General features: G+C 45.3%; 22 protein-coding genes and 2 pseudogenes. 17 read left to right on the top strand and 7 right to left on the bottom strand.

Annotated elements, in window-relative coordinates:
• Window positions 1-2 precede the first annotated feature (2 nt).
• From Q3O60_RS12280 to Q3O60_RS12295, 4 genes and pseudogenes are all read right to left on the bottom strand, one after another.
• Window positions 3-1,358, bottom strand: coding sequence for a cytochrome P450 (locus Q3O60_RS12280; RefSeq protein WP_305894236.1), 1,356 nt, complete (start codon window positions 1,356-1,358; stop codon window positions 3-5).
• 89 nt (window positions 1,359-1,447) lie between these two features.
• On the bottom strand, window positions 1,448-3,412 hold the full coding sequence (locus Q3O60_RS12285; protein WP_305894237.1) for an acyl-CoA synthetase: 1,965 nt from the start codon (window positions 3,410-3,412) through the stop codon (window positions 1,448-1,450).
• 142 nt (window positions 3,413-3,554) lie between these two features.
• Window positions 3,555-4,040 carry a DUF2938 domain-containing protein gene (locus Q3O60_RS12290; protein WP_305894238.1) on the bottom strand — a complete coding sequence of 162 codons (486 nt, stop codon included), beginning with the start codon at window positions 4,038-4,040 and terminating at the stop codon, window positions 3,555-3,557.
• Between the two features lie 364 nt (window positions 4,041-4,404).
• Window positions 4,405-5,168 (bottom strand): annotated as a pseudogene (locus Q3O60_RS12295) (IS5 family transposase).
• Window positions 5,169-5,506: 338 nt separating this feature from the next.
• On the opposite strand from Q3O60_RS12295, the pseudogene Q3O60_RS17745 reads away from it, so the two are divergent.
• The 14 genes and pseudogenes from Q3O60_RS17745 to Q3O60_RS12360 form a co-directional block, all read left to right on the top strand.
• Window positions 5,507-5,727: pseudogene (locus Q3O60_RS17745) on the top strand (transposase); the annotation flags it as partial.
• A gap of 168 nt (window positions 5,728-5,895) precedes the next feature.
• On the top strand, window positions 5,896-6,177 hold the full coding sequence (locus Q3O60_RS12300) for a phosphopantetheine-binding protein (protein WP_305894239.1): 282 nt from the start codon (window positions 5,896-5,898) through the stop codon (window positions 6,175-6,177).
• Between the two features lie 352 nt (window positions 6,178-6,529).
• Complete coding sequence (locus Q3O60_RS12305; protein WP_305894240.1) at window positions 6,530-7,324, top strand: phytanoyl-CoA dioxygenase family protein; 795 nt, start codon at window positions 6,530-6,532, stop codon at window positions 7,322-7,324.
• A gap of 53 nt (window positions 7,325-7,377) precedes the next feature.
• On the top strand, window positions 7,378-8,778 hold the full coding sequence (locus Q3O60_RS12310; RefSeq protein WP_305894241.1) for an aromatic ring-hydroxylating oxygenase subunit alpha: 1,401 nt from the start codon (window positions 7,378-7,380) through the stop codon (window positions 8,776-8,778).
• A 10-nt stretch (window positions 8,779-8,788) separates the two neighbouring features.
• A complete protein-coding gene (locus Q3O60_RS12315) occupies window positions 8,789-9,172 on the top strand; it encodes a putative quinol monooxygenase (RefSeq protein WP_305894242.1) in 384 nt (127 codons plus the stop codon).
• Between the two features lie 321 nt (window positions 9,173-9,493).
• Window positions 9,494-12,865: a non-ribosomal peptide synthetase gene (locus tag Q3O60_RS12320; protein WP_305894243.1), complete on the top strand. Its 3,372-nt coding sequence runs from the start codon at window positions 9,494-9,496 to the stop codon at window positions 12,863-12,865.
• 11 nt (window positions 12,866-12,876) lie between these two features.
• Window positions 12,877-14,502, top strand: coding sequence for a GMC family oxidoreductase (locus Q3O60_RS12325; protein ID WP_305894244.1), 1,626 nt, complete (start codon window positions 12,877-12,879; stop codon window positions 14,500-14,502).
• On the top strand, window positions 14,499-15,242 hold the full coding sequence (locus tag Q3O60_RS12330) for a thioesterase II family protein (protein ID WP_305894245.1): 744 nt from the start codon (window positions 14,499-14,501) through the stop codon (window positions 15,240-15,242). The genes Q3O60_RS12325 and Q3O60_RS12330 overlap by 4 nt, the downstream gene beginning before the upstream one ends.
• An 18-nt stretch (window positions 15,243-15,260) precedes the next feature.
• The gene (locus Q3O60_RS12335; protein ID WP_305894246.1) at window positions 15,261-16,397 is read left to right on the top strand and encodes an acyl-CoA dehydrogenase family protein; all 1,137 of its coding nucleotides are present in this window, start codon (window positions 15,261-15,263) and stop codon (window positions 16,395-16,397) included.
• Between the two features lie 17 nt (window positions 16,398-16,414).
• Entirely contained in the window at window positions 16,415-17,299 is an 885-nt protein-coding gene (locus Q3O60_RS12340) for a GNAT family N-acetyltransferase (RefSeq protein WP_305894247.1), read from the top strand.
• A gap of 59 nt (window positions 17,300-17,358) precedes the next feature.
• Entirely contained in the window at window positions 17,359-17,820 is a 462-nt protein-coding gene (locus Q3O60_RS12345) for a group II truncated hemoglobin (protein ID WP_305894248.1), read from the top strand.
• A 39-nt stretch (window positions 17,821-17,859) separates the two neighbouring features.
• On the top strand, window positions 17,860-18,423 hold the full coding sequence (locus Q3O60_RS12350; protein WP_305894249.1) for a flavoprotein: 564 nt from the start codon (window positions 17,860-17,862) through the stop codon (window positions 18,421-18,423).
• A gap of 563 nt (window positions 18,424-18,986) precedes the next feature.
• A complete protein-coding gene (locus Q3O60_RS12355; protein ID WP_305894250.1) occupies window positions 18,987-19,853 on the top strand; it encodes an IS4 family transposase in 867 nt (288 codons plus the stop codon).
• A 17-nt stretch (window positions 19,854-19,870) separates the two neighbouring features.
• A complete protein-coding gene (locus tag Q3O60_RS12360) occupies window positions 19,871-20,020 on the top strand; it encodes a hypothetical protein (RefSeq protein ID WP_305894251.1) in 150 nt (49 codons plus the stop codon).
• Between the two features lie 198 nt (window positions 20,021-20,218).
• Here the strand turns inward: Q3O60_RS12360 and Q3O60_RS12365 are convergent, their stop codons facing one another.
• The 3 genes from Q3O60_RS12365 to Q3O60_RS17715 form a co-directional block, all read right to left on the bottom strand.
• Window positions 20,219-20,983: a 4'-phosphopantetheinyl transferase family protein gene (locus Q3O60_RS12365; RefSeq protein WP_305894252.1), complete on the bottom strand. Its 765-nt coding sequence runs from the start codon at window positions 20,981-20,983 to the stop codon at window positions 20,219-20,221.
• 10 nt (window positions 20,984-20,993) lie between these two features.
• Entirely contained in the window at window positions 20,994-21,341 is a 348-nt protein-coding gene (locus tag Q3O60_RS12370) for a Rieske (2Fe-2S) protein (protein ID WP_305894253.1), read from the bottom strand.
• Between the two features lie 237 nt (window positions 21,342-21,578).
• Window positions 21,579-21,830: a DNA replication terminus site-binding protein gene (locus Q3O60_RS17715; RefSeq protein ID WP_369812668.1), complete on the bottom strand. Its 252-nt coding sequence runs from the start codon at window positions 21,828-21,830 to the stop codon at window positions 21,579-21,581.
• A 1,160-nt stretch (window positions 21,831-22,990) separates the two neighbouring features.
• Between Q3O60_RS17715 and Q3O60_RS12375 the strand changes: the two genes are divergently transcribed.
• Genes Q3O60_RS12375 through ptuB form a run of 3 tightly spaced genes read left to right on the top strand, consistent with a single transcriptional unit; the run spans window position 22,991 to window position 26,207 of the window.
• Window positions 22,991-23,938 (top strand): retron St85 family RNA-directed DNA polymerase, encoded by a 948-nt coding sequence (locus tag Q3O60_RS12375; protein ID WP_305894254.1) that lies wholly within the window; start codon window positions 22,991-22,993, stop codon window positions 23,936-23,938.
• Complete coding sequence (ptuA, locus tag Q3O60_RS12380) at window positions 23,925-25,559, top strand: retron Ec78 anti-phage system effector ATPase PtuA (protein WP_305894255.1); 1,635 nt, start codon at window positions 23,925-23,927, stop codon at window positions 25,557-25,559. The genes Q3O60_RS12375 and ptuA overlap by 14 nt, the downstream gene beginning before the upstream one ends.
• Before the next feature lie 9 nt (window positions 25,560-25,568).
• A complete protein-coding gene (gene ptuB / locus Q3O60_RS12385) occupies window positions 25,569-26,207 on the top strand; it encodes a retron Ec78 anti-phage system effector HNH endonuclease PtuB (RefSeq protein ID WP_305894256.1) in 639 nt (212 codons plus the stop codon).
• Window positions 26,208-26,213: the final 6 nt, after the last annotated feature.

Genomic DNA, 26,213 nt, shown 5'->3' on the forward strand with positions numbered 1-26,213 from the left:
CCCTATGCAGTTTGGTGGTGTGCAAGCGGCGTAATGCTCAAGGCAAAATCCGGGTCAAGAGACAGAGAAGGTTTGGTGTAGTCCAGTGCCAGATCCGCAATATTGCCCTCGTACTTAAAATCTGCAAACTTCAGGATAGTGGCGAGGTTGAGCGGCAAAATAATGTTGGATAAACCCGCTCCAATACAGGTGTGTGGGCCTTTTCCAAAGGGGGCATAGGCTTGCGATCCAACATCAGGATCGGCAAATCGCTGTAATTTAAACGTATAGGGTTCGCTAAAATAGCGTGCGTCAGTGTGACAAGCTGACAAGAAAAAGATCAAGGTCTCTCCTTGTTTGATTTGATAGCCATTGAACGCAAAGTCATTGGTTGCAACACGGTAAACTGCAAATGCAGGTGGGTATAAACGCATGACCTCTTTGGTGAACAAATTGATTTTGGTCATGTCGTTGATCACCGACAGATCGGGCTCATTGAGATTTAACTGCGCGACTTCTTGTTGTAACTCTTGTCGAATATCGGGGTTGAGTAAGAGCTCTCGCAGCGCAAAACTTAAGGCAGAGGTCACCGTATCAATACCCGCAAGAAACGGGATGATAGCGTGATTACGTATATCTCCGGGTGTGAACCACTGCGGTTTATTCTTAAGCCCTTGTGAGATCAGCACATCAATATAACGTTCTTTTGCATGCTCGGCTTGCTTATTGTGAATGATCCGATCGGCCAGCTCATGAACGGTTTTCTTCGCTTGTAGATATTCAGGTGAGGTCAGCACTCTTTTTGAGATACGCTTAAAGGAGCACGCATTCATGACTGTCGCTTGATAATCGATCAATGCCTCCACTTCTTCAGGAGTGGGGGCATAACCTTGTAACGCATAGCCTATCTGTGTTGACAAAGTGTGGCGCAGAAACGGGCAAAGTCGTGTTGATGGCTCGCTATACCGAGTGCTTAAAATCTCTCGGAATGTTCTTGCAAACTCGCCGACGTTGTCTTTCAAAGAGGCTTTGCAAAACATCGGTGCCATCAAACGGCGCTGATAGCGATGCACATCACCATCTACGCCAATAAATGAGTGCGGGCAATTCATTTCATCGAGCGTCTCTGACCAAAATGCATTTGAACTTAAAAAGTCCTTGCTCTCAGTACTCATAAGCTGGTTGGCCTTGAGTCCGGCCAATACAGTGACTGAGCTTTTCTCCGAGCCGATCCTAAATATATCACCGTATTGGTCATAGCACTGACGCAAGTAGGTGAGCGGGTTGTCTAACCAGGTGATTGGTTTTTTGCCGTCCGTGATATTTTTTGCGATGGGGGGCTTGGTCATCGCTTGTTCCTGTAAACTCGTCGTTGTCACAACCATTTCCTTTTTTGTTGAAAAGCAAGAGCCCAACATCTGAGGCTCTGCATAGCTGGCATAGGGTGTCTTGGCTATGCTTATCTTTGTTATATTTCCAGTGCGGCTTGAGGTGCTATCACTGGTGCAAATTTTAATTCCCATTGGAAGTGGAACTTGTAGAGCTGATGTTGCACCTGCTCGGCAACCTCATCTATCTCTTCGCGTGGTTGGGCAAAGTGCACCCTGACGATACTGCCTGTTGACATATCATTGATGACTTCTACTGTGAAATCGAGCATATCATGCAATGCGTGTATGATACTGTTGACGCAGTTTATCAGCACCTCCTGGCGCAGTGGCAATTTGAAAATTTTTCCAACAGGGGTCATAGGTAACTCAGGTACAGTGATTATCTCTACTGGCGACGCCGCGGGTTCGGGTATGTTATCTTTGCAATATTGTTTTAACGTGTCCGCATCGAGTGTGGAGTCAGGATTGAGGGTCACATAGGCAACAGGCAACTCTCCGGCGTACGCATCGGGCTTTCCGACAGCGGCAGCCATAATGACATCGGGGTGCCCCACTAAGGTATTTTCAATCATCAGTGGGTCGATATTGTGTCCACCTCGAATGATCAAATCTTTTTGTCGGCCGGTCAGCCACAAATAACCTTCGGCATCGAACTTACCCAGATCACCCGTATTCAACCACTCCGGCTCTGGCCATGCATTTACATTGGCGAATGCTTGCTGATACTCAGGGATCACATTGGGACCTTTGATCAGCAGTACCCCTACCTCACCGTGTGCACATTCTTTTATGATGTGTCCATCGTCGTCCAGTTGTACGACACGAATGGCTTGATAAGGAACTCTCAAGCCTACGGAGCCAACTTTACGCGCACCATAATAGTAGTGCGTTGACGCACAGGCGGTTGTTTCTGTCATGCCGTAGCCTTCACAAATATCAGCCCCTGTGCGTTGGGTAAATTCATTAATGAGTACTTGTGGCATGGGGGATGAACCACAGCCGCAATAAAATAGGCTGTCGATGTTGTGTTGCTCGATTGGCTGTTCTAGCAATGCGGCGTAAACGGTGGGCACGCCGGCAAAGAAATTGACTTTAAAGCGCTCTACAATGCGCCAAAAGTCTTGCATGAGTGCCCTGTTTCTAAATCCTTGCTGTCCTGCGAGTAGCAACTCGGAGCCATTGAGCAATGACGTTAATGAGGAAACCACAATGGCATTGACATGAAATAGCGGCAGTGCACACAGAGAGACTTTCGATTTGGTATTTAGTAGGGCTTCAGTGGGACCGACAATCAGCATTTGACAGGCATTGACGATTGCACCTCGATGGGTGTGTCTGGCTATTTTTGGTGTGCCCGTGGTTCCGCCGGTATGAAAATAGGCAGAGGTTTCGTGACCGTTCAATGGACGATGGAAAATATACCGGTCGGTGGGCTGCTTTTTTAACTCTGAGTGCCAGTTGATTGTCTCTTTGCAGGGCGTGCCTATGGTCACTAACGTCACTGGATGGACTGTGTTGTGCTTGACTGCCTGCGCTTTTTCGAAAAGCGCAGGGTTGGTATCACTTGAAAGCGTCACTAAAATGCGCGCCTGAGTTTCTTTCATAATGCCACAAATATGCTCCACTTCCAGAAATGGATTGATAGGTGTGCTGATTGCGACCGCCTGCGCGCCCCACAAACCAAACACCATCTCGGGCATATTGGGTAACAAAAATGCTATCGAACTGTCGCTATCTATCCCCAGCGAGTGAAACAGATTGGCAGCACCAATACATTGCTCCAGAAACTCTATGTAACTCCAGCTTTGCACGGGATCGTCTGCACGCCCATTGGGTAAATAACTCATGGCGCGGGCATGTTGGTACTTCTGTGCCGCGATGAATAGCGCGTCGGTCACTGAGTGGCAGGGAAAGCGCTCAGAAGCAGGTTGCTTTTCTAATTGTTCGATATCGTGAATGTCACGAACTTGTTCGGGATCACCTGCAAAGCGCTTCACAAAAGGATGAAACAAGTATTCTTGATTAAGGGGGGAATCATGCATTTTATTTAAATTCCTTATTAGCCCTGACCCTGGCACCTTGTATTACAACGCGCCAAGTCTCACAGAGTATGCTGTACTCACGCCTTACACTGAGCGTGTCTGAATGTATATGTCAGTCACGACAATGGGTGGAATCGTCATATTAAGTAAGTGTCATCATTAATTTCGCGGAAAGGTAGAGGCCAATGCCAAATGACAGATGAGCCAATAGACTTCTGAATCTCAGTGTGTTGGGATTAGGGAGCTTGGAGGCCGCGACACCCATGCCAAAACATGGCTGCATAATGAAAAAAGGAAAGACAATGGTGACAACGCCAGCCACCAAAGCTGGCATTAGGGTCGGTGATTCAATCCACGCACTGCCCAACACTAAAAAAAGCAGTGAGGCAAAAGCAATACCGATCACGTAGTGCGCTATCCAACCAAGTGTATTTTCGCCCGAAACTGACGGTGTGTTCATTATGCCTTGATGAAATATTTTGCCTTTGGTGAGATAGACAAACCACCTGCCAACCATACCGTAGTTTAATGAAGGGATCCCAAAACTGACTTTTAATAGTAAGGCCCAAAGATCCATGATCAAGGTTGCACCTATCCCTACTAATATAACTTGAACTAAAGATTCCATTTTTATACCTGTGTCTTGTTACTATTTGCATGTATATACGAGCCACAAACGCGATCATATGATGACCGTGTGCGCAGCTAGTAACATGCGCGACAACACATCGATCGCGGGGCGAATGATTTTATATACTCAGTGTTTCTTGCGACCACGTTTTTGCTTGATGCTACGTACATCGCAGGGTGTTTAATACTATGGTGATTGCCACAATATTACTGCCTAGTATATCCATATCGTGACGCATATTTCAACGAAATAGCAGCAGTCTGTCTTGAACAGTCAACACAGTTGATGCAGGTGGCATGCAAATTAAGAGGTATCGCGATTGTGCGATTCCTCGGACCTGTCGATCTTTGCTGTTCATAATTCAATCAACCCACATTGACAGCCACATGATGCAACAGGCCAAAGCCAGCGTACTTGTGTAATTCCGAGCTAACTTGTCATATCTTGTTGCTACGGAGCGGTAATGCTTTAGCCTGGAAAACGCATTCTCTACAAGGTGTAGATATTTGTACAAACACCAGTCAATATCGCCAATTTCCAACCTTTTAATTCCTTTTGCGTGGAATGGTTGGAATACCATTCTTTTGTCGAACCTGTTCACGGATTTTCTCACTGTCATAACCGCGATCTGTAACTACATGCTCTGCTTCGGGCAACTGCTCAAGCAATTCTGGGGCTGCTTTACAGTCATAAGCTTCACCGCCCGTGATAATAAAATCTACCGGTAAGCCACAGCTATCAACAGCCATATGGATTTTCGTCGTGTTGCCACCACGGCTTTTCCCGATAGGTTCCTTTCCATCAGAGCGAGCCCCCGCCGCATGCTGATGGGCTTTAATGATACTGCCGTCTATGAATTCCCATTCTAAATCAGCTAATTGCCTTAGCTCTGCAAAGAGCTACATAAGAATGCCTTTCTGTGACCACAAAAGTTAAACCGCTGCTAGATAGCACTCCAATGCCCAAACGCATCTGGAACGTCGCGCCAGGGGCAACCGATCGCATCCGGTACAGCATCCCTTCGAAAGTATTCTTGTGCTCCGGCTTGTCATAAACGCGGCCAGTTTTCAGCATCAACTGGATTAGCTTTGACCAGTGGTCATCTGTTAATATCGTTCTTGGCATGATGGGATGCTGTGTGGTTAGTTTTTGGCGAAAATAATTATACCAGCACATCATGCCGACTAATAACTCACCACGAAAGATCAACAGCCCCTAATATAAGTGAAATAATGACACTCAAGCCTGCTGATTTGTCTCATGCGTGAGACAAGCTGCCAGAGCGGGCTGTCACAAATTACGCTATGCAGGCGTTGCGGGTAGGCAGATGAACTGTGGTATGATGCGGCTGTTTCCCCCGACGCTGAGCGCTCGCGTAACCAATGTTGTCATGGAGCAAGCCAGTGAGTGGCCATCTCATCCGCTCGGTGCGGTTTATTCGATAGTTTATCTGGTTTGTATTGTCGTTGACATTCGTCTCATGGAAAGAATACAAAGCCGTTATGGCCGATTTGAAGTGCGTTTATTGCTCAGCCCACCAAAGAAGACGTCCTGCTGGAACTGACGCGATTTGCACAAGCGTAGGATGAGCCATATCCGCAAACAGCCAAGTCATGGCGTGCGCACTGGTATAACGAACACACTGTTTAATTACCTTGAGGATATTCGTAGAGCGATTCCTACCGCGACCTTTCAATTTATAGAAGGCGTGTGGGGTGATCTGAATTCATTTTTCGTGTGTAAGAGTTGCTTGAGCCGAATCTTGTATTGAGTTAGTATCAAAATGTCATGTTCAATGACGTATCATAATTTAAGATATATCATAAATTGATTTTTCGAGGATGCGAAGCTAATGGAAGGAATATACCAGTTTGTTCAGAGTACCTTTTCTGAAGTCTGCAATATAGATAGTGACGAGATCACGCCAACGACCAATCTGTTTTCAGACTTGGGTATAGAAAGCATGGACTTTATGGATGTGTGCTATTTAATTGATGAGAAATACAGCATTCGTATTCCCATCGGTGAATGGATGGGGCGGGTTAATGAAGGCGATGAGTCTGCAGCAGACTTATTTGTGTTTGAAGGCTTTGTGAAGGCGATCTCTAAGCTAGTTGAAGCTGAATTTGCTTAATGCTACTTTGTCGTTCTAAGATGTGTTATCTAAAAGTAATTTATAAACACAACTCTACACGTATGCGCATACCCTATGCCTGTGCGGCTGTCAGCCAGAGACGGTAATGAATAATAACTTGTGGGTCTCATAAGTTAAGTGTACGAATGTTTATTTTAGATAGGCCAATTATAAATAATATGATCTGCTGTTGTGCCCAATTGCTGTGTTTTTGCGCGACTGAAAGCTGCTGAAGCAGGCAAACGGCTGATATATTTTCAATACTGTTACAAAACCGTTGGGTGCGCATTAATAACCTGTGAGCCATAGCGCATTAAGCGGGGTGATCGGTCAGAAGTTTTGGAGAAAACGCATGGATAGTTTGCAGTCGTTTGATGATAACGCACCCATAGAGAGGGTCATTACTGCGCTTTTAAAAGATGGCGCGGTTATTCTTGATAAGTTGATTAGTGATGATGAAGCAGAGCAGTTAAAAGCCGAAATTGAACCTGCGTATGATGCATTTCATGGCAAGGCCAATTCCAAATTCTATGGGTTTAAAACCCGCAGGGCCCTGAAGCTGTTTGAGTACTCAAATAAAGCGATTGAGGTGTGTAGTCACCCTCGGGTCCTTGAGATCGCTGATAATATACTGCTACCGCACTGCGACTATTATCAGATAGATAAGTCAGTTGGCATTGAAATCTTCCCCGGTGAAGATAGACAAGCAATACATCGCGATGACGTACAATATCCAATCCAAATGCAGGGGATGAACTTAATGTTCAGCTGCTTAGTCGCATTGGATGAGTTTACCAATGACAATGGTGCCACCCTAGTGGTGAAAAATAATCGCAGCATTCACAATGAGCCGACTTACGACCAAGCCTGCTCTGCGGTGATGAGCAAAGGGTCTGCGGTCGTGTATTTGGGCAGCACTTATCATGGTGGAGGCAGTAATGACAGTCTTCACTCGCGCAGTGCGCTTGCCACCATGTATAGCCTAGGCTGGTTAAGGCAAGCTGAAAACCCGTATCTGTCCCTTGCGCCTCAAACAGTCGAGAAGTTACCGCTGAGAACCCAGCAATTACTTGGATATAGACAATTTGGAAAGTACCTCGGTCACTATCCTAGGGATCCAGAACGGCGTTATCCTGGTGGGTATTAATCCATGACACCTTTTCATTACTATCAGAATTAGCAAGGACCTAGAGTTGCAACATGAATAAATTGGCACCAAAAAACGGCAAATATACAAGTTATCAGGATGTGATCGCAACCGATAAAATCGCCCCGCCGGAGGATATGCATACGCACTCTTCGGCGCAATATGATTTTCACTCTATCTTTAAAGCCCGTTATACCGAGGCTGAATACCATGACTTGGAGATGAAAAAAGTGTGGTCTCGGGTATGGCAAATGGCGTGTCGTGTCGAAGATATCCCAGAAGAGGGGGATACCTATGTCTATGAGATTGGCCACCTCTCCTTAATCGTGGTGCGTGTTTCAGACGATGAGCCGCAAAGCTTGAGTGAGACCATGGTTATCAAGGCATACTATAACTCCTGTCGCCATCGTGGACGTAAACTGGTTGAGCATAACACCAGTATGCAATGTATCAGATGTCCGTATCATGGTTTCACTTGGTCTCTGGATGGAGAATTGACGGAAATTCCGTACGAGTGGGACTTTTCCAAAATAGAAAAGAAGTCGATGCCACTGCTAGAAGTGCGCGTCGATGTGTGGGATGGCTTTGTGTTCATTAATATGGACCCAGATGCTGAATCACTTAAATCCTATTTAGAAATTTTACCCGAGCAGCTTGCCAATAACTTTTACGGCGAGCAAGTGGTGGTCAAGCATAGTCAGCAAGTGTTACCCGCAAACTGGAAAACCGTCATGGAGTCCTTCATGGAAGGATTGCATGCCCAAGAGACCCATGGTCATACATGGGCGCATCTCAGTGATATATTGCAATATGATACTTTTCCGGATGTCCGCCATATATCGAGAAGCTTTCACGCCGTCGGGCTGCAGGTCAGTGAAGGCCGAGAAAAGCTAACCGAGCAGGAGATCATGAACCATTTCCATTACAATGTGCATTTGGGCAATCCAGATACGCCGCCGCCTCAGCTAGGTGAAGGGGTGACGGCTCGGCAATATATGGCAGATATCATGCGTGCCCAGCATACCTTAAAAACGGGTAAAGACTATATGCATCTGTCCGATGCTGAGGCCCTGGATGTGCTGCAGTATACCCTGTTTCCTAATATCATTTTGTTCCGCGGGATCACCTTGCCGATTATTTTACGCTTTAGGCCAAATAAAAATGATCACAGCCAATGTATTTTCGATATTTTCTTTCTTGAAGATAAACCGAAAAGTCAGGGTGAGCTTCCCGCTGTGGAGACGGTTCATATGGTTGCCGGTGATACTTATGAAGAAGCCGGCGTTTTGGAAGATTGGCTAGGCCATGTGTATGACCAAGATATGGTGAATATTGAGAACATGCATGCGGGCTTGTTGTCAGGGCCAGATCAGGAAGTGTACCTAAGTGACTATCATGAGTCGCGGATCAAACATTTTCACCACGCATTGAACCTGTACATGAATAAAAGCTAGGAGGCGAATAATGCTGGTCAACAATGAAACATGTGTGTCTACAAAGCCCTATTTTGAGATCCCAGATAAACATGTGGCTGAGTTTTTGGAGTATTGTGATATGTTCATTGCCAAGACGGCCAATGAGCCAAAATGTATGCATTACATTTTTTCTTTTGATGGTAACAAAGGCCACTGCCAAGAGTGCTATGAAGACGCTGAGGGCGTTCTGGCGCATTTGCAAAATATTGATGAGTTAAATCGCCAGGCAATGCACTTAGCGACCATATTTCGCTATGAGGTGCACGGCCCAAAAAGCGAATTAGATAAACTCAGGGGGCCTTTGGCTTTTTTGAACCCGATTTATTATGAGACCCGGTGTGGTTTTCGTAAGGTATTGGAACCGACTACTTAAGGCCAGGTGGGCGGATACCAGGCTGCCATACAAGTTATGGCATACACCGAAGATGGAGTGATCCTGTCCGCTCTTTTAGGTCGCCTTTTTATAACGTGAAAACTCAGACAAGCAGGGTTGCCTGCTTTAAACAAAGCTTAGTTGCCTGGGCGCGTATAGTAAGATGGATGTAGTAGCAGTTCCCTCTATGGATGTGAACACCTGCAGTGATGCCAAGTGGTGAGCGCAAAAATTTGTTAGCTAATGCTTTACTGGTGTGAGTAGATAGGCCGTCAACGTTTACTCAAATGAACAAGATAATCTTTATTGGTGCGAAATTATATGATGAATATGGATGAATTTAAGCAACGAATTCAATTAAAAAATAGTGAAATCCACTTGAGCTCTGCTCCTGAATTAACCGATGGCAATGCCGCTCTTTTTGCACAACAAGTTCGTGCATTATTAGAGGGAACATTACCGTTAGATGAAGCGCACCTGAAAGGTCATGTCAGCACTGACAGTGCAGCCCCTTTTAGTTTGTCGGATATTCAATATGCTTATGTGATCGGTCGAAATCCGGGCGTTGAGTTAGGCGGTCGCTCTAGCAGTTTCTATATTGAGATTGACGTTGAAGATGCGGACATTGACGTATTAACGACGTCACTCAATCATGTGATCTCACTGCACCCCATGTTACGCGCGGTACTCAGTGGTGATGGCCAGCAAAAAGTACTCGAACAGGTGTCACCCTACCATATTGAAACACTGGATGTGTCTGGCTTGGATAAGCATGCACAGCAGGCTGCATTGGCCGCACATCGCCATGAATTAGAGACCACATTACTACCTTTAGATAAAGCGCCTTCTTTTTTGGTCAAGGCCATTCGCCTAGACACGGGCTTGGTTCGCCTGGCCATCTATTTTGATTTGATCTTTGTCGATATGCACAGCGTGTACCTTGTACTACAGGACTGGTTTGGCCATTATCAAGATGGCACAGTGACCACGCAATCACGGCCGAACTTCAGTGATTACTTAAATTGTGAAGCATTACTCACTGACGCAGCGCAAGGACGCAAAGACACGGCATACTGGGAAGACAAACTCAATCAATTGCCACAAGCACCGGAAATGCCGTTAGAAAAGGCGCCGAGCTTACTGTCTCAACCACAATTTTGTCGCCTGTCTAAATCTCTGCCATCAAGCTTAATTGAGCAGCTCCGAGTCGTTGCACACCATAGCGGAATTACACTCGAAACCTTGTTTCTTGGCGCCTATGCAGAGGTAGTTCGGCAATGGTCAAAGGCACAGAATTTCACCTTGACCGTGACTCAGATGAGTCGTCGCCCCTATTTTGAAGGGGTAGAGCATACGGTGGGTAACTTTTTACAACCCGTGTTGTTGCCTATCGAGGGAGGGCAAAACGAGACCTTTTCACAGCGACTATTGGCCGTACAATCTTCCGTCATCAGCAACCGCTTGCATTCGTCCCACAATAGCATCAAGGTGCTGAGAGCGCTAACAAAGCAAAGTCAATCAAATCGCGCGGCATCATTTCCTGTGGTGTTTAGTAATACACTCGATTATGACCTGCAAGAAGTAGTGAAAAGCCCGTCTTGGCCTGGCATTCACTGTCGGTATATGAGCAATACAACACCGCAGCTATGGTTAGAAAATCAGCTTACCTGTGAGCAAGGGGAAGTAATGATAAACTGGAACTATGTGGAAGAACTATTCCCAGACGGCATGATCCAGCAGATGCAAGAAGCGTATCTGGCGCTGTTAAATGCCTGCGCCAGTGATGCGACAGTGCTTGAAAAGCAAGGCGTGGTTGTTGATTTACCGGAGCAGGATGCCCGCGCTCGACAGCTTGCAAATGACACGGATATAGCGCTCAATCCGACCTTGCTACAAGATTTAGTGCTTAACGCAGCACAAAAGTATCCTGAGCAGGTCGCCTTAGTACAAGGTAGTCGCCAGGTTACTTACTCTGAGCTGCTCCTCAAAGCACAGTGGATCGCCAACCAGATCGGTCGCAATGTCAACATATGCGCGAATGATATCGTGGCCGTTACTCAGCAACAAGGCCCAGATCTTGTCATTGCGATAGTGGGGGTGTTGTTATCGGGTGCCGCTTATGTGGCGATAGACCCGAATCTACCCAGTGCCAGAAAAGTGAAATTGTTAGAGCGCTGTGATGCCAAAGGGGTGGTTGGAGACACAGATACCTTAGCTGACTTTAAACAGGTAATTGATATTCCACACTGTGACTTATTCGGGTATGACGCGACGCAGACGGCACCTGCTGTATCTCATCCTGTTCCCGAGCTGGACGATTTGGCGTATGTGATCTTTACATCAGGGTCCACAGGAGAGCCCAAAGGGGTAATGATTTCCCACCGCAATGCCGCCAATACGGTAATCGATATCAATCGTCGCTTTAATGTGAGCCGTGAGGATGCGGTACTTTCCGTGGCACCCGCTGGGTTTGATTTATCGGTATACGATTATTTTGGTGTACTCGGTGCCGGCGGGCGGATTGTCTTTGGCAAGCCTGAATCGGCACAAGATCCGCTGTTGTGGTATGAAGAGTTGATCGCCCATGACGTGACGATTTGGAATAGTGTCCCGGCGCCAATGAAAGCGCTCGTAGACAAAAACACAACCAATCTGTCTCAGTCAAAACTCAGATTGGTGTTGATGAGTGGTGATTGGATCCCGGTTGATTTACCAGATCGTATCAAAGACGTGCTACCGCGCTGTGAGGTTATCAGCTTGGGCGGTGCAACCGAAGGGTCCATATGGTCTATTTTCTACCCGATCCAAGCCGTTGATGACAAATGGTCAAGCATTCCTTACGGCAAGCCATTGGCAAACCAACGTTTCCATGTATTAAACGAGTGGCTGTCTCACTGCCCGCGTTGGGTGACGGGTGAGCTTTACATTGCCGGTGAAGGGGTTGCACAAGGGTATCTCGGCGATGCAGAAAAAACGGCCCAGCGCTTTTTTTACCACCCTGTGACGGGTGAACGCTTGTATAAAACAGGTGACTTAGGAAAATACATCGCCGATGGGTACATTGAGATTTTAGGGCGAGAAGATAATCAAGTAAAAATCAATGGTTATCGGGTTGAACTCGGTGAAGTGGAAGTGTGTTTGTTGGATCATGAACACATCAGTCATGTTGTGGTGGGGGCCCCGGCACACCCAAGAACAGGGCAAAGACATATCGTCGCATGGATTGTGTCTGACAAGCCTCAAGCTGAGTTAGATCATGACGCGCTGCAAACCCAGTTGCGGAGCATGGCCCAGCGTGAACTCCCTAACTACATGATCCCGTCATATTATATTGTGCTCGATGTAATGCCACTCACCAGCAACGGAAAAATAAGTCACAACGACCTACCCAGCCCCTGGCAAGATCTGGGCAATGAGGCCGAGCAGAGTGTGCAAGCGGGCAATGAAATCGAAGCTGCACTGTTAGATATCTGGATCAAACAGCTCAAGCACGATTCGGTCGACGTGACCAGCGGCTTTTTCGATATTGGCGGAGACTCCTTACATGCAGTGGCCCTAATCGGCACGATCAGAGAGCAATTTGGCATCAATACGGAGACCGAACAAGAGATCGTGGAAGGGCTATTTATGAACTCAAATATTCAATATTTTGCCCAACTCATCCACAAGGACAACGAGACAGAAGTAGAATAAGGAAAGCGTCAATGTACAGCGACGAAGTGCATGATCAAGTTTTTGATTACATTGTTATTGGGGGCGGAACGGCCGGATGTGTCATGGCTGCTCGATTGTCTGAAGATGAACAGGTCTCGGTATTATTAATTGAGGCAGGTCAGGACTCTGATGCAAACGAGGAAAATAGCCCGCTAAGAGATGCCTCTCAATTGGTTTTGGATGGGTATAATTGGGATTATGAAGCGAACCTAAGTGGCAGTAACCGCTTCTTGCCTGAACAGCCTGAGCAGTCCTCGAAGCCGGGTAAGCGTGTGCCAGATAAATTATTTGGCTACAAAGCGGGTAAGGTGGTGGGGGGCTCATCAGCGGTCAATGGCGCTGTGGCGTTGCGCGGGTTTCCCAGCGACTTTGATACCTGGGCAGAACTTGGTTGCCCCAACTGGCAATGGGATAAGGTAAAACCCTGGTTTGATCATTTAGAAGCTGACGCTGATTTTGGCGACACCGAGCATCATGGTAAAGATGGTTATTTGCGGATCCGGAGGCCATCAGAGACTGAACTGCACCCGTTGGATGTGCTCTTCTCTCAGATCTGTCAGGAATATCACATTCCCTATACTGAAGATTTAAACCACGGTGAGCAAACGAGCGTGGGGCTGGTTCCCTCCAACGTAGGCCGAGAAGCTGAGCGACTGGATGTGTATCTTTCGTACCTTGAACCTATACGAGGGCGGAAAAATCTCCAAGTTTTAACCGATGTTATGGTCTCTCATGTGCAATTTTCGGGAAACAAAGCGACCGGGGTTAGGGTACAACAAGACAACGCAGAGCGTGAACTGCAGGCGAAACATGTGGTGCTGTGTGCCGGTGCGATTGGCAGCGCAGCAATTTTGCAGCGTTCAGGCGTGGGTGATGCGACCCACCTAGACAAGCTTGGTATTCCTGTGGTGGCAGATTTACCTGCTGTGGGGGGCAACTTACAAGATCACAGTGCCGTGGTGTTATGGGCCAAACCCAAACAAGCGTTATGCACGAGTGGCTCGCCATGGCGACAGGTCGCCGCCCGCTTACCCAGTGGTTATGACAGCCAAATTGATGTGCAAATTGGTCTACTCAACAATGTGAGTAGCAAAACAGTGCCGCGCTTTAGTCAGCAAGGTGAAGATACCATGCTCGTGGGCGCTTCGGTGATGCTGATGCGGCCCCAGGCGCGTGGCCGGGTGTTTATCGAAACGGCATGTGCTAAAACCAGCCCTATGATTGATTTTCCAATTCGCCAACATGATGAAGATATTAAACGCCTGATAGGTGGCGTGAGAAAGATCTGGTCCGTAATAAGACACGAGAAACTTGCTGACTGTTTCGAGGACATTCCTATCTGGTCCGATTCCATGATCAACAATGATGTCGTTATGCGCAATGCGATGAAAAACCTTGTGAACCCTGGTTGGCACGCCTCTGGTACTGTGTGTATGGGCGAGCCGGGACAAGCGGGCACAGCCGCTGATGAACAGGGCAAGCTCCATGGCCTCGAGGGGATCACGGTTGCCGATACTTCGTTATTCCCACGTGTACCGTCAATGCCGACTAATTTGACTACCATCATGGTAGCGGAGCGGATCGCCAATTGTTTAAAAGTAGGAGCACTACAATGAGTGTGGATAAAAAAAGAATTGTGTACGCCTTTCCGCACTTGGGGGCTGGGTCTGCGGTATATAACACGTGGAGTAAACGCGCGCAGGAACAGCCTCAGTTGTTGTTCAAAGCGATTGAGATCCCTGGCAGAGGGGCGTTAGGCTGTGGGGCACACATTCATGAGTTGAACGAATTAGTGAATAAACTCGCCGATGCGTTACATTTGCATTTTCTCAGTACACAAGATCAGTGTCAGGATTGGATCACATTTGGGCATAGTTTTGGCGGCGTGATCAGCATGGCAGTCAGCCAGTTGCTAGAGCGAAAATATGGGATGCGACCGGCGTTGAGTATCATTTCTGCCTCTCCGGCCCCCTGTGTGCAAGAGCAGGAGAATCTGCATTTGTTGAGCGATGAAGCGATCTTGGAAAAAATCAGAAGAGATAAAGGCACGCCCGACGCGGTACTCAATCAGACTTTGATTGCCAACCGACTTATCAAGCAGCTGCGCAGTGACTACACAGTGAAAAGTCAGTTTAGCGCGTTAAAACATATGCGAGTTACGCAGCCACTCACCCTTATTACCGCATCAAAAGACTTTGATGTGCCAGAGCAGGATGTCTTCGCATGGCAGCAACACTCTACCGGCAGAACGAAACATGTGGAAGTGGCAGGAGACCATTTTGCAATTTATGACAATTGGACCGTGGTGGTGCGCGAAATGTTGCAAGGGTTCGTGTCTGAGCAACCGGTATGTTAAAGAACTGAGGGGATAGCAGTGAGTAAAGATATCGATTCTTACAACGAGTTTAGAGAATACTGCCGAAACTTTTTGCAACGAGAAGCCGTGCCTTATCAACCGCAGTGGGAGCTACAGGGGTTAGTGGACCGCTCATTTTGGAAAAAGTTGGGTGAAGCTGGGTTGCTTGGTATGGAGATTGACCCCGAGTATGGTGGTCAAGGACGCAAGGGCATTTCTCATACGGTCATACTGACAGAAGAACTGATCAGTGCAGGACTGACAGCGCCCATCATTATTTCTCACAACGATGTGTTGGCCAGTTACATCAATGCGCATGGCACAGAGCAACAAAAAAGGCGCTGGTTGCCAGCGTTGTGTAGCGGTGAAAAAGTGGCCGCGATTGCCACCACTGAGCCTGGCGGTGGCTCAGACTCTACTGAGATAAAGACCACTGCGGTACGGGACGGGGAAAAGTATGTCGTCAATGGTAGCAAGGCGTATATTACCAATGGCGTTAACGCAGACATCGTTGTAACCGCGGTGCAAACGCGCAGCGGTCAACGCGGTCAAGGACTGAGCTTATTGGCCCTTGAGCGTGGCTTGAGTGGTTTTACACGCGGTGATGCATTGAAGAAATTAGGTTGGCACGCCAGTGATACTGCCGCGCTTTATTTTGAGGATTGTCATGTGCCCGTGGATAACCTGATTGGCCTTGAAAACATGGGCAGTTACTACTTTATGACGGCCATGACTCGGGAGCGTTTAAGTATTTCGTCGGTAGCAGTGGCCACCGCTGAAACCATATTGAAAGAGACGCTGGAATACAGCAAAAACCGTATTGCATTTGGTCAACCTATTGGCTCTTTGCAACACAATAAGTTCACACTCGCCAATTTAGATACCGAAGTCAAAATTGCTCGGATCTATCTCAATGATGCGATTGAAAAGTTTAATCGCAAACAACTCAATGTCGATGACGCGGCGCGTGCCAAGTTATGGACAACCAATTTGCAGGTCAAAGTGGCTGAACAGTGCATGCAGTTGCACGGCGCATCAGGTTACATGAGAGACTCCAGCATGGGGAAACATTGGGTAAATAGCAGAGTGCAGAAAATTTATGGTGGCACCAGTGAAGTGTTGCAAGAAGTAATTGGAAAATCGATAGGCCTTTAGCAAATTTGGAGAGAATAATGAGCGAAAAATTAGATGGTTATAAATTAATGCAGGACCACCAGTCTTGGACGTCAAAACCTGCGACTTTGGAAGAGTGGCAAATTGTCAACGAATGGGCGCTAGCTGAAAAATGGGATTTGGGCCTGGGTGATACCGAGTGTTTCTTTAATATTGATGATCAAGGTTTTTACTTGGGCTATGTGAATGGAGAACCCGTTGCATCGGTGTCTGTCGTTAATTATAGCGATGAATATGCTTATGCCGGGTTTTATTTGGTTGCGCCTGGTGCGCGTGGAAAAGGATATGGACTGCGTTTGAGTTATGATGCATTTGATCACTGTGACAAGCGCTCAGTGGGGCTCGATGGCATGCCTGAACAGGAAGAGAATTATAAAAAAGGCGGATTTGTCACCCATTATGAAACTTCGCGTTTGGTCGGGGTGCATCACCAACACGTTGATGCACCCCAAGGCGTGCAAAATATTACGGTAGATAATATCGAGGCAGTCATTGAATTTGATGCGCAAATTACGGGCTATTCACGTGCTGCGTTACTGCAAAATTGGTTCAGCGGCGAAGGACGTCACGGCTTTTTAATTGATTCGGGTGATGGTGTTCTGGGGGTGGTTGGGATCCGCCGCTCCACCGACGGGTACCGACTGGGTCCGCTGTATGCTGAGAACCAGGCGGTCAGCGAGAAACTGTTTGCGATGGCGATGGCGCAGGTGCCACCTGGCACACAGGTCACAATTGATGCACCAACGTTGGATCTTGGCTTTATCAACACCTTAAAAGCGTTAGGGTATGAGGAGATATTCCATACATTCCGGATGTATAGAGGCACAGAGCCACAGGGTGAAAAGCATAAAATTCAGGCTATTGCATCATTGGAGCTCGGCTGATCATAGCGCCTGACGCGCGCTTGGTTAGACATCATCACGTCCGAATAAGGAGATAAATAATGACAAAACAGCCCACACTATTTGAATGGATGGGGGGACGGGAAGCCGTGGCCACCCTATTAGAAAAATTTTATGAAAAAGTGAAACAAGATGACTTGCTGAAGCCACTGTTCCAACATATGGCAGATGATCATCACGCCCATGTTGCGATGTGGTTTGAAGAAGTGCTCGGTGGGACTACGATTTATACCGAAGATCGCGGTGGCTTTAAAACCATGCTCCGCAGACATCGGGGGAGAAAGATCCAGCCGGAGCAGCGAGAGCGTTGGGTTGCATTGATGCTGCAAACAGCAGATGAAATTGAATTGCCTACCGATCCCGAGTTCCGCTCGGCCTTTGTGGCATACATTGAATGGGGATCTCGACGAGCCCTAGCTAACTCACAACCGGATGCACCCCCCTCAAAACGGGAAACCGTGCCGCGTTGGGGATGGGGGGAAGCACCTCCGGGGACAGAGTAAGTTTTTAACCTAAATTACACTAATCATTGGTAGAAAAAGATGGATGAACATAAAAAGAAAGCGCGTATCCTGATAGGTGCCTCTGGATCTGTGGATATCGTTTTGCTTCCTAAATATTTGCAAACCATTAAAGCCAACATAGATTGTACTTTAACGGTATTGATGACTAAATCAGCTGAGGTTTTTATTCCGGCGACCACCATCGCCCTGTTCGCAGATCGGGTGATCAGTGGTGAAAAGCCTGAAGACTGGCCAACGGATAAGCCTTCCAGGATCATTGCAGATCATGACATTGTGGCCGTGATGCCTGCGACTGCCAACACCTTAGCGGCAGTGGCAACTGGCAGTGCACCCAATCGACTCACCACCATTATTATGGCTGCAACGTATCCCGTGCTGTTCTTTCCCGTGATGGGGACGAGTATGTGGGAAAAACCCGCTGTACGCAGAAATGTTCAGCAATTGCGAGAAGATGATTATCAGGTGGTGGAGCCTGTGTGGCACGAAAACTTTGATGTTTCGTTGGCACGTATGGTGGGACACCCTTCTTTTCCTAGTCCGGAGGATGTGGTCGCTATTTTACGCGACAGCATTGGGGGTTAACAAAGCGCGCGGAGGTATTAAAGCGAAAACAGGTCAACTGGGTGTTGCGCGTTGCTCCAGTTGGTTTTCACAACAAAAATAATTAAAAGGTGTGAAAGAATGTACCAAGCAAGAAGAGATAAACGACAAACAATATACGCGCATTGGCCGTGGTATTGCTTGCTGATGATGAGCCTGTTGTTCCCCGCAACAATATTGAGTGCCCTCCACACCAATAAACCAGACTTTATCGGATTTGAAAGCGGTCCGGTTCGACCTATAGTGATATCCACTGCTGACACTTGGCTTAGTATTTAGACTGTGTCATAGGCCTGTGACTTTCACCGCTGTACCTCCGGGATCGGGTTATCGGATCGGAATTAATAGAGATACCGATGGCCTGCCAGGTGGGTTTTACTGGTATCCTTGGGGGAATTAACAAACAGGGTCATAACGACTATGGGTTATGACCCTGAGGCATCCCCAGAAAATTATTAGATAAAACAAAAAGATGAAATCGGAAGGAACATCCATTACGTTCGGTGATCAGAGCTATCGCCAAACAAACCTGCCAAGGACACGCCATGAATGTTCGCACCATCTTGACCAATATCGTTTCATTTGTCACACCTAAAATGCATGCAACCAGACAAAAAGCTGTGACTGACTGCGTTTACAGCCTGGCAAATGGCAGCTCTGCCACCGTTACCAGTATTGGTCGCGGCATAGACACCGCAGCCTATGAAAAACATAGTATTAAACGAGCTGACAAGCTTCTCTCTAATGCGAATTTACTGCGTGAGAAAACGTTAGTTTTTGGGGCCGTCTGCCGACTATTCTGTACAGCCAAACATCCGACGATAAGCATTGATTGGTCTGATCTTGATGAGTGTAAAAGACATTTTCTGTTGCGAGCTGCGTTGAGCTTCGATAGTCGCTCTATCACGCTGTACGAGGAGGTTCATCCACTGAGTACCAAAGAGAAACCTGTAACTCATAAGCTGTTTCTGCGAACATTATTGCTGCTTCTGCCTGTTGACTGTAAACCGGTTATTGTAACCGATGCAGGGTTTAAAACGCCGTGGTTCAGACAAATTGAAGCTCTGGGCTGGTATTTTGTTGGCCGGGTACGCAAACCTAACCTTTACAGCACCGACAAGGGCACGCACTGGCAGTGTATTAGCCAATTGTATGACAAGGCATCTCAGCGGCCCAAGCAATACCAAGCTGAAATAGCGCGAAGTTCGCCGTTTGCCTGCACGCTTACACTGTACAAGCAAAAAGCTAAGGGGCGTCATGCATTCAATGCTGATGGCAGTAAGAAAGCCTCTAAAACATCGCAGTCAAATGCACGAGCGAATACAGACCCATGGCTGTTAGCATCTAATTTGTCGCAGCCCCACCGTCAGGGTAAAAAGTCGTGGCGATTTACCAGCAACATATGCAAATAGAAGAAAGCTTCAGAGATATGAAGAGCAGCCTGTTTGGTTTAGGGTTTGAAAAAAGCTGCACTACCAAACTTAATCGCCTCAGTATTTTACTGCTGCTGGCCAACTTAGCTTCACTGGCACTCATATTACTCGGAGTCGGGGTGACGGTTGCCCAAAGGCATTGGTAGTTTCAGGCGAATACAGAGCGAGAAAAACGCGTGTTATCGTTTCATACACTGGGTTACGTGCTATCGCAAAACGTTTAAAGCTGACAGTAAAGCAATGGCGCAACACTTTGAAGCATTGCATGCATTTACTCGACAGCAAGAGTTGCAGCATTATATGAGGGCACGATTTCGTAGGGATCCCTCAGGTTATGACCCCAATTAACGGCTGAATGCTATGTGTGTATCGCTTTGTGCTTCGCGTAACGGCACGACGTGATTAAACTGTATACCGGGAGAAGAAAAATCACCAGTTGTGTACTGGATGGCCAATGCGCCTTGATACTCTGTGCTTATTTGAAACTGCCAAAACTGGTAGTTTTCGTTCACCAGGGAGCCTGGCGCGATATGACATACATGAATGCGCTCCCGTAAAAATTGAAAATAAAACTGATTTAGGGGGAGCGACATACCCTGCCCGCAGGCTTTGATATATGCCTCTTTCAATGTCCATAGCTGATAAAAGTAGTGGCGCCGTGTTACGGGGTCCAAGGCTTGTAAGGTCTTAATCTCGTGCTGTGTAAAGTACCGCGTCGCTATTTCGGTGAGTTTCTCTCGCCTGTGTATCCACTCGATGTCTACCCCAACTTCACCTTCACAATGCACGACCAGTACCACTGCCCCTTTGGTGTGAGAGAGATTAAAGTAAAGAGGTATATTGAGGTGGTTCATAATGGCTGGTTTACCAAAACGATTCCTCTTGAATTGCCATTGATGCGGTGCAATGTATGGGCAATATCGGGACAAAGTGCTTCTTACGAGTGCGCGAGTAACTAAATATTGATGTCGATGACCATTGTAGATGAATCGCTGGTATTGTGTTCGCTCTTCATCACTGAGCAGTAATTGATATTGGTTTAATAACTCCGGGCAGGTGATCTGTTCATCGTTTGCAATCCAAAGCTGTATCGGATGATGCTGAGTCATACCGGGCCCATTAGCAAGACACGGTTTCTATTTCACACGGCAGCTTGATATGTACTTCGTTGTTTCCGACCAGAATATCGTAACTTGTTAGTGGACGCTTGGTGAGCGAACCCAGAGACGCGCCATCGGACAGGTTAAATTGCGCGCCATGCAACGGACAGATCAGTTTTCCAGCTTTGATTTTGGCGTTTGTCATTGGCCGACTTTGATGGGGGCAGCTATTTTTAAACGCGTAATACTGGCCATCGAATTTGCACAACAGGATATTATACCCGTTAATTTTAAGTGCCATGCTCTTTCCTTCTTTGAGCTGATTTTCTGTTGTGGCTTTATGATAGCTTCCTTGAACTAATGTCATGGTTTCATCCTTCCAATACTTATTGTCTGGTTCTTGTCAGAACAATCGCTCATTACAAAATACATGGAGTATGTATATCAGATGTCGTGAAATTGGCCTGTTTGAAGCCGAGCCCCTTACTTAAAGGAACTGAGAGCGACAAAATCTAGCATAGCCTAATCCCTTATGTAATGCTACATTCAAGATGCTAAAATCGTGAGAGATATTACGGTTCTGACCCTGTGTCGAGGAGATTTTCTAGGCGTGATACAGATGCAATCGCGCTATCAGAGGACCCGCTTTGGCATCTTTGATGCGCTTGCCCGTATAGGGTTTAAGTGGTGACAGTTTAGGCCGATCATTTAAAACAATGAGAGGCGAGTGAGCAATCATAGTGGTTTTATTGAATTCCCCATTTTGACTACGGTTGTATTTGAGATTGACGATCGGGGTAATGCGAAGTGGTCTGACTGTTCGGAAATATTCGCTATCCTCATGTAAGATCTCCATGTGTGGGGATCTTACTCATCGACAAAAGCAACCGTTCAGCCTGATATTGCTGGTCGAGTTGTTCAAATAGTCTTTTACGCAAGAAGTGCCGAGCGGGTCGAGTCTGCATCTTCCGGTTTAATGGCATTCGCTCTAAATCTCATGCACCTGGCTTGTTCATCAGAGGACATGCCACCAGAGATTATTAACCGTTGGATTTTAAATGCTAGCAAGGCAGTATCAGATTCTCCGAGGGGACAAACTAGCCGGTAAATTTGTTCGAGTTAACATGCGGTCTCCTCGCGCGCGTGGGAAAAGGAATATAAAAAATTAAAAAAAGAACTATTTCGCAGGGGTGGGTAGTGGTCATTTTAACCACCGTTATTTGAAAAGTTTTGTGACATGAAAGTGCTTACTAGGTGTTAAGTGGCGTAAGTCGAAATGTGGTTAACCAGTTCGCAAGCTATTGATGTAACTATTAATACCATTTTTCGCAGGTGTGCGCCTTTTACCAACTTTTCGCGGGGTTGCCCTCCGGAGGCAGAGGTCAGAGGTTCGAATCCTCTCGGGTGCGCCATAAATGAACAAACCGCCATTTCGGCGGTTTTTTCATTTACAGTACCTCGTGGGATGAGAACCTTAGTTCGACAAAAACGCCGGGAGCGTTTTTGAACCGCGTCAGCGGGCCCTTTAGGGCGAGGGCAGGACAGCCCGAGTAATCCTCTCGGGTGCGCCATATAAATCAAGGTCTTAGCTTAACGGCGAGACCTTTTTTTGTGCCTTGAATAAATTTTTATAGCGTATTTGTAGCAAATTTCATTTCGATTGAAAGGTGCTCATAAAATTGGTTTGCTTAAAAGACAGTTGTATAGACATCTGAATATATAGTGTTCAGCTAATATAAAATAAATTCTTAACTATTACATGGTTTTACTATGTAGTTGAAGCTCCTTGACTACTAGGTTAAACTGATAAAGCTCTTTAGATTATGACGTGACTCGTCTAGTCGGGTGTTTAGCCAGACTCTAACTTATTGAACAGTTTTAGGTTGCGAAAGATTCGCATCCTAACCTCGTTCCTCGCTTAGGATGCGAATCTTTCGCTTCCTTTAGTAAAGAGCTTAAGCCCAGGAGTCTTTTCTTGGGCTTTTTTATTAGTGCGAATCGGATTAGAAGCGAGATATGAGCATTGTTACGGCGTTAGCGAAGAAACTGAATAAATCTGAATATGAAGTTTCAAGCTTTTTGCTTGATGCACCCAAAAAATATAAAGTTTACAGCATTCCAAAACGTAAACATGGTCATCGAGTGATTGCTCAGCCTTCAAAAGAGCTGAAATCCTATCAGAGGGCTTTTATTGAGTTATCCTCTTCAAGCTTCCCCATACATGATTCAGCTAAAGCTTACATAAAAGGCATTGGAATTAGAGAAAATGCCTTATTGCACTCTAAAAATAGCTATTTACTTAAAATGGACTTCGAAAACTTTTTTAACTCAATTAATAAAGAGTTATTTTGGAGGGTTTGGGATTCAGTTGTTCGGAAGCCATTGTCTGATTCAGAGAGGAGAAATATTGATAAAATTATTTTTTGGCAGCCAAATAAGAAGAACAGGAAGAAGTTAGTTCTGAGTATAGGAGCTCCAAGCTCCCCAATGATATCAAATTTTTGCATGTATGAGTTTGATAGTTTAATTGCTGATCTTTGCTTTGAACATGGCATTAACTATAGCCGATACGCCGATGACATAACTTTTAGTACAAACGTGAAAGATGTGCTTTTTGATATACCTAAGATAGTTCAGTCCGTTCTTAAAAAATGCTTTGGAATGAGGATGACTATTAATCATAGCAAAACTGCATTTTCATCTAGAGCCCACAACAGACATGTGACTGGTGTGACAATATCAAATGATGGTCAGTTGTCCTTAGGTAGAAAGAGAAAGCGTTACATTAAGCATTTAGTTTATCAATATTTGCAAGGAAATTTGGACTTGTCAGATATTAACTACCTTAAGGGAATAATTTCTTTTGCAAATCACATTGAATCTGGGTTCTTGCAGTCATTAAAAAATAAGCACCCTCAGCTAGATTTTAATAAATTATTTGAGGCTGTAAATGAGCAGAAATAAAACGATTAGACAGACTGAGCAGCATGCACTGAAAGGTGATCTAATGGCTATTTATCAGCTTGCCGAAAATTATAGTGAACCTAAAGGCTCTGATGATGACAAAATTAAATCACAATATTATATGGATAAATGTTTAGATTTTCTGAATAAAAAGGATGAGGAAGAGAAGCCAGAAAACGAATTTATCCTAAGAAAAATAGAATTGATCTATTTTAGAAAATTTGAATCGATAAAAGTCGATTTTGATAAAAAATTGAATGTGATAATCGGAGAAAATGGCTCTGGTAAAACAGCAATAATTGAGAGCATAGCAAAGGTTTTAAGCTGGATATGTGCTGGCATAGAAACTGAGGGAAAAAATGCCAAAAGGATTGAATATACAGATATTAATGTTGCCTGCCCACATTATTCGGATTTAAATGTAGAATTCACATTTGGTCTTAACACGAAAGTCAAAGCTAACCTTTCTAGAGCTAAGAAAGGTACAGAAGAGAAAAGAGATAGCAATGTTTCGGAAATTAAGTCACTTGCAAACATCTTTCGAGTAGTTAACTCACACGAAGAGATCGACCTCCCCATTTTTGCATATTACTCCGTAAGCAGAGCTAGTGAGAAGGTTAATAATACGTTTGACCTTGAGAAATTTAAAGATGGAAAATCGAAAACTAGGTTTGATGCATATGATGGAGTCTTAGATGGTGAGGGGCAGTTTGGAAAGTTTATAGAATGGTTCTTATTCCTTGAAAATATTGCAAATTCGACAAAAGACTTACACTACATAGAAGAGTTAAAGGAAGATCTAAAGTTTATAAAGAAAGCCGTAAAGTCTGTCTCTGATGATTTAAAAGCTAGTTTTAATGAGATGATTAAAACTAAAGAGCAGTACATACGACAAGCAGAAGCAAGCTTGACAGGTGGTTACACTAAACTTAGGAAGGCTGTCCTGACTGCAATAACGGGTACAGTAACGACAGTTTCTGAGATGAAGGTGGATCGTTCAAGTGGACGTGCAGAGTTAAAGGTAAATAATAATGGTCTTTGGATCAATATCAATCAGTTATCACAGGGACAAAGAGTGGTGTTAGGGACAGTTGCTGATTTAGCTCTTAGAATGGTCATGTTGAACCCTAAACTAATTGATCCATTAAAGGGAAGAGGAATCGTTTTAATCGATGAAATTGAATTGCATTTGCATCCGAAGTGGCAACAACAAATAATTCTTTCCCTTAAAAAAGTATTTCCAAATATTCAGTTTATTCTTACGACGCACAGCCCGCATGTACTATCTACTGTTAATAAAGAATCAATAAGAGTTCTGCAAGATAATGGTGATGGAACCGTTACTGCCTCCAGCCCAGAGTTCCAAACTAAAGGTGTAGTCAGCTCAGATATACTAGAAACTTTAATGAATACTTTTTCTATACCTCCAGTAGAGGAGGCTCAATGGTTTGAAGACTTTACAAATTATGTTGAGCAAGGTTATAAAGATAAGCCTGAGGCATTGAATTTACTGGAAAAATTGAATCGTCATTACGGCCCGAATCATCCAGTGATTAAGCAATGTGACTCGATTCTCAGGTTGCAGGATTTAAAGGAAAGAGCACGTTCAAAAATAAAATAATAATCAAATATGAAAAAAATTAATAGAAGTAATGCGCCAACATGTTTGACACGTTATGGTGCTGCCAATTTGTGGTCAGAATTATGCTCAAATGACAGAGCTATAATCTGGCAACAACTGGATCAGATGCAAAACGGGTTTTGTGCTTATTGTGAGTGTAAGTTAAAGAAAAAGCACATCGAGCACTTCAGAACAAGAAAAAATTATCGTCATTTGACTTTTACTTGGTTTAACTTATTCGGCTCGTGTGACTATAAAACACGGTGTGGGCATTTTAAAGATAGTAATAAGACATTTCCATACTCACCAGATGAAATAATTAAGCCAGATTCTGATGATCCTGAAGAATACCTGCGTTTTTTAACAAATGGTATGGTGCGACCTATCGAAGATATTGATGCAGTTAAAAAGAGAAAAGCACAAGAAACTATACGTGTTTTTAATTTAATTGGTGATCCTTCATTAGTTAATAGCAGGAGATCAGCTCTGAAAAATGAACTTAAAAATATATTGGCATTATACGATCTAATTGACTCTATATCGTTTGATGACTTTAAAGAGCTCCTTTCAGATGAGCTATCAACTGTTGAGGACAGAGAATACAGAACTGCACTTGAACATGCTTGGAAATTTAATGAGAGCTATTAATTAATT

Source organism: Alkalimonas collagenimarina (assembly GCF_030717845.1).
GTDB lineage: Bacteria > Pseudomonadota > Gammaproteobacteria > Enterobacterales > Alteromonadaceae > Alkalimonas > Alkalimonas collagenimarina.

Coding starts and splice junctions, on each gene's coding strand:
- Q3O60_RS12375 (WP_305894254.1), top strand. CDS start 22,991: ATGAGCATTGTTACGGCGTTAGCGAAGAAACTGAATAAATCTGAATAT.
- ptuA (WP_305894255.1), top strand. CDS start 23,925: ATGAGCAGAAATAAAACGATTAGACAGACTGAGCAGCATGCACTGAAA.
- Q3O60_RS12300 (WP_305894239.1), top strand. CDS start 5,896: ATGGAAGGAATATACCAGTTTGTTCAGAGTACCTTTTCTGAAGTCTGC.
- Q3O60_RS12325 (WP_305894244.1), top strand. CDS start 12,877: ATGTACAGCGACGAAGTGCATGATCAAGTTTTTGATTACATTGTTATT.
- Q3O60_RS12315 (WP_305894242.1), top strand. CDS start 8,789: ATGCTGGTCAACAATGAAACATGTGTGTCTACAAAGCCCTATTTTGAG.
- Q3O60_RS12330 (WP_305894245.1), top strand. CDS start 14,499: ATGAGTGTGGATAAAAAAAGAATTGTGTACGCCTTTCCGCACTTGGGG.
- Q3O60_RS12355 (WP_305894250.1), top strand. CDS start 18,987: ATGAATGTTCGCACCATCTTGACCAATATCGTTTCATTTGTCACACCT.
- Q3O60_RS12345 (WP_305894248.1), top strand. CDS start 17,359: ATGACAAAACAGCCCACACTATTTGAATGGATGGGGGGACGGGAAGCC.
- Q3O60_RS12365 (WP_305894252.1), bottom strand. CDS start 20,983: ATGACTCAGCATCATCCGATACAGCTTTGGATTGCAAACGATGAACAG.
- Q3O60_RS12310 (WP_305894241.1), top strand. CDS start 7,378: ATGAATAAATTGGCACCAAAAAACGGCAAATATACAAGTTATCAGGAT.
- ptuB (WP_305894256.1), top strand. CDS start 25,569: ATGAAAAAAATTAATAGAAGTAATGCGCCAACATGTTTGACACGTTAT.
- Q3O60_RS12285 (WP_305894237.1), bottom strand. CDS start 3,412: ATGCATGATTCCCCCCTTAATCAAGAATACTTGTTTCATCCTTTTGTG.
- Q3O60_RS12305 (WP_305894240.1), top strand. CDS start 6,530: ATGGATAGTTTGCAGTCGTTTGATGATAACGCACCCATAGAGAGGGTC.
- Q3O60_RS12350 (WP_305894249.1), top strand. CDS start 17,860: ATGGATGAACATAAAAAGAAAGCGCGTATCCTGATAGGTGCCTCTGGA.
- Q3O60_RS12360 (WP_305894251.1), top strand. CDS start 19,871: ATGAAGAGCAGCCTGTTTGGTTTAGGGTTTGAAAAAAGCTGCACTACC.
- Q3O60_RS12370 (WP_305894253.1), bottom strand. CDS start 21,341: ATGACATTAGTTCAAGGAAGCTATCATAAAGCCACAACAGAAAATCAG.
- Q3O60_RS12290 (WP_305894238.1), bottom strand. CDS start 4,040: ATGGAATCTTTAGTTCAAGTTATATTAGTAGGGATAGGTGCAACCTTG.
- Q3O60_RS12320 (WP_305894243.1), top strand. CDS start 9,494: ATGATGAATATGGATGAATTTAAGCAACGAATTCAATTAAAAAATAGT.
- Q3O60_RS17715 (WP_369812668.1), bottom strand. CDS start 21,830: ATGGAGATCTTACATGAGGATAGCGAATATTTCCGAACAGTCAGACCA.
- Q3O60_RS12340 (WP_305894247.1), top strand. CDS start 16,415: ATGAGCGAAAAATTAGATGGTTATAAATTAATGCAGGACCACCAGTCT.